Source organism: Kitasatospora nipponensis, from assembly GCF_039528135.1.
GTDB lineage: Bacteria > Actinomycetota > Actinomycetes > Streptomycetales > Streptomycetaceae > Kitasatospora > Kitasatospora nipponensis.
In genome coordinates, this window is sequence record NZ_BAAALF010001160.1 from 1 (window position 1) to 519 (window position 519).

Sequence of the window (519 nt, forward strand, 5' to 3'; positions counted from 1 at the left end):
TGATCATGCGGGACATCCAGGGCTACAGCGGGCGGATGGCCGCCGATGCGCTCGGCCTCAGCACCGCCGCGATGAAGTCGCGGCTGCACCGCGCCCGCGCGACGGTGCGTCAGACCTTGCAGGGAACGTCCGAGCCCTTCCCGGGGGGCGGGGATGACTGACCGTCAGGACTTCGCCAGCGCCTCGGTGCCCCGGCACCTGGTGCGCGGCGCGCTGGGATTCGGCGCCCTGGCCGGTTCGTTGCTGCTCCTTCCGGTGGGCGGACCGGTCGGCCTGCTGCTGGCGCCGGTCGGTCTGTTCGCGCTGCGCGGGTGTCCGATGTGCTGGGCGATCGGGCTGCTGCAGACCGTCTCGAACGGGCGGCTGGAGCGTTCGTGTGTGGACGGTCGCTGCGAGCTGTCCGTCGCCCGGCAGGCTCGTGGGTGGCCGATGATCCGATCTTGAGGAAATCCCTCCGGCTCGGCCGGGTGCGGCTGAGAGGGTGGGGCCATGGATGCGACAGGGCGGTTCCGGCTGGCG

2 protein-coding genes are annotated in these 519 nt (G+C 72.1%); both read left to right on the forward strand.

Translation table 11 applies throughout. The annotated features are described in order from the left end of the window. Positions 1-161: RNA polymerase sigma factor (locus ABD323_RS45410; protein WP_344447778.1), on the forward strand; the 161-nt coding region annotated here is incomplete at its 5' end. Continuing rightward, positions 154-444, forward strand: a complete 291-nt coding sequence (locus ABD323_RS45415) for a hypothetical protein (protein ID WP_344447777.1) — start codon at positions 154-156, stop codon at positions 442-444. The genes ABD323_RS45410 and ABD323_RS45415, both read left to right, overlap by 8 nt. The last annotated feature ends 75 nt before the right edge of the window (positions 445-519 follow it).

Coding starts and splice junctions, on each gene's coding strand:
- ABD323_RS45415 (WP_344447777.1), top strand. CDS start 154: ATGACTGACCGTCAGGACTTCGCCAGCGCCTCGGTGCCCCGGCACCTG.